The sequence below is a fragment of the bacterium genome, from assembly GCA_026708055.1.
In the GTDB taxonomy this organism is placed as follows: Bacteria; Actinomycetota; Acidimicrobiia; order Acidimicrobiales; family CATQHL01; genus VXNF01.
The window spans coordinates 1-2688 of sequence record JAPOVS010000016.1; the positions used below are offsets into that span (position 1 = coordinate 1).

1 protein-coding gene is annotated in these 2688 nt (G+C 69.7%); it reads left to right on the forward strand.

All coding sequences use genetic code 11. The features are described from left to right. Positions 1-2688, forward strand: a 2688-nt coding sequence (locus OXG55_01285) for a fibronectin type III domain-containing protein (protein MCY4101889.1), incomplete at both ends; no start/stop codon positions are given.

Consider the following 2688-nt stretch of genomic DNA (forward strand, 5'->3'; position numbering starts at 1 on the left):
TCACGACCACCGACCCCGAATACCGCACCGTCACCCCCAAGCCGCTCACCGTCACCGTCACCGACGACGAACCCGAGCCCAGCCTCACCCTGTCGCCGTCGGCCATCCGCGTCGTCGAAGGCCGGACGGCCACGCTGACCGCCTCGCTCGCCTCGCCGCTGCCCACAGCGGTCACCATCCCGCTGGTGGTCAGCCGCACCACAGCAGAACCCGCCGACCTCGCCGTGCCCGCCGGCATCACCATCGCGGCCCGCCAGAAACAGGCCACGGTCACCCTGCGCACCCGACACGACAGCGACGCCGACCACGAAGTCCTCTTCATCGAGCCCGGCCGAGTCCCCGAACCCATAACGGGAGCAACCGCCAACCTCGTCACCGTCCACATCACCGACGACGAATACGTGCCGTCGCCCGCCAAGGTCGCCTGCGACGCCACAAGCGGCCGCTGCGAAGCCGGCACCCTGCCGATCGGCGAAGGCAGAACACGAACCCTCTACCTCACGCTGAGACAGCAGCCCACACATCCAGTGACAGCCACAGCAACCGTCGCCAAAGGCGACGGCGACGTCACGACGCAGAGTTCCGTCGCCTTCAGCACAACCCGCTACGCCGACAAGTCGTTCACCGTCACCGGCGCCGAGGACACCTCCAAGCGTGAACTCGACCAGGCAGAGATCATCCTCCGCTTCGCCTCGACCGACCCGTTCTACGACGGCAAGGAAATGACGCTGCGGCTGCAAGTGGTCGACAACGACACGCCCATCGTCCTGCGGCTGGAGCAGCACGGCAAGACGCTGTCGCTGCCCGAGGACGGCAGCGTCCGGCTGACGGTGACCGCGTCGCGGGCCGTGCCCTTCGACGTGACGCCCGAGATCGAGCTGTGGGACTTCAACGGCGATTTCTCTCCCGGCGACCTCCACAACCCCGCCGACGCCGGTGTGAACGCGGACGCCACCGGGGTGACGCTGCCGACCATCCGCACCGGCCGCCGCAGCAGCGAGGTCGTGCTCGACGCCGCCGACGACAACCTCGTCGAGGCCGATGCACTGGTGTATGCCCGACTCCAGCCCTTCAACGGCCCGCTGGTCAGCGTCGACGTCGACGGCTACTTCGCCAAGATCGCCCACATCGACGACGACCGGTTCGGGGTGCATGTGCATCGGCACGTCACCGACGACAACGGCACGCCCGGCGATCCCTCAGACGACACTGCCGACTACGAGCTGTTCATCGGCCGCAGGACCGAGTTCCCTCTCAAGGTGCATCTGCGGGGCAAGGACCACAGCCACCATCGCGAGTTCGATGTGGCTGCCGCCGCCGACAGCCCCAAGGGCTACAGGATCCCGCTGCCCCGCGACGTCGGCGACTATGAGGGCATCGCGATCGAGCTGCCCAAGAACTTCCAGCGAGCCGGGCAGTGGGCCAGGCTCGACGACGGTATCGAGCTCATCGGCCACGGCGAGTCGCCGCCCGGCACCTTCGCGCGCCCCTTGGCCGCCCGCGACGCCCCTGACGACATGGTCGCCGACATCCTCCACCCCCTGTTCCGCACGCCTGCGGAGGGCCGCATCAGCGTTGTCGCCGTCTCGGACGTCACCGGCAGCGGCTTCACCGTCGGCTGGAACGCCGTCGACGGCGCCGACGGCTACGAAGTGCGCTGGCAGCCCGTCGGCGAGGCCCAGCCCAGCGCCGCCCGCACCTCGGCCACCGAGTACGCCGTCACCGGCCTCACCGCTGGCGTCGACTACCAGGTGCGGATCATGGTGATCGAGGAGGGCAGCGCAGTCGCGTCCAAGTCCAGCCGAACCGTCACCGTCACCACCGTCGGCACACCGCCGAAGCCGAAGCAGCCCGAGATCAGCGTCACTGCCGCAGCGGGCATCACCGAAGGCGGCAGCGCCTCCTTCACCGTCACCGCCACGCCTGCACCCGCAGCGCCGCTGAGGGTCCAGGTGGCCGTCAGCCAGACCGGCGACTACGCCGCATCGGGCACGGCGGGCACGAAGACCGTCACCATCCCCGTCAGCGGCAGCGCCGTCCACGCTGTCGCCACTGACGACGACAGCACCGACGAGCCCGACGGGTCGATCACCGTCACCGTGAACACGGGCAAGGGCTACACCGTGGCGTCGGCGCAGGGCACGGCGACGGTCGCTGTCGCCGACAACGACGACCCGGTGCCGACGGTGCCGGTGATCGGCGTGACCGCGGACGGCGACATCACCGAAGGCGGCACCGCGATGTTCACCGTCACAGCCAGCCCGGCGCCTGCGAAGGCGCTGTCGGTCTATCTCAGGGTCTCCACGACCGGGGACATCGGCCTGTCCGGCACTCTCCACATCGTGACCGTCCCCGTCTCGGGCACTGTCCGGTTCGCTGCCGCCACCACCGGCGACCTCCTCGACGAACCCGACGGCTCCATCACCGTCACCTTGGAGGCGCTCAGCGGCTACACGGTGTCGGCGACGCAGGGCTCCGCGACGGTCGCCGTCGCAGACGACGACGACCCGCCGTCCACGGCTGACGACGACCCGCCGTCCACGGCTGACGACGACCCGCCGGTCGATGCTGACCCGACACCCGATGCCGATCCGCCTGTCGATGCCGATCCGCCGCTCACCCCCACGCCGAAGGTCTGCGTCACCGCCGACGCAACGCTGCTGGCGCAGGTCAAGGCCAAGACCGCCG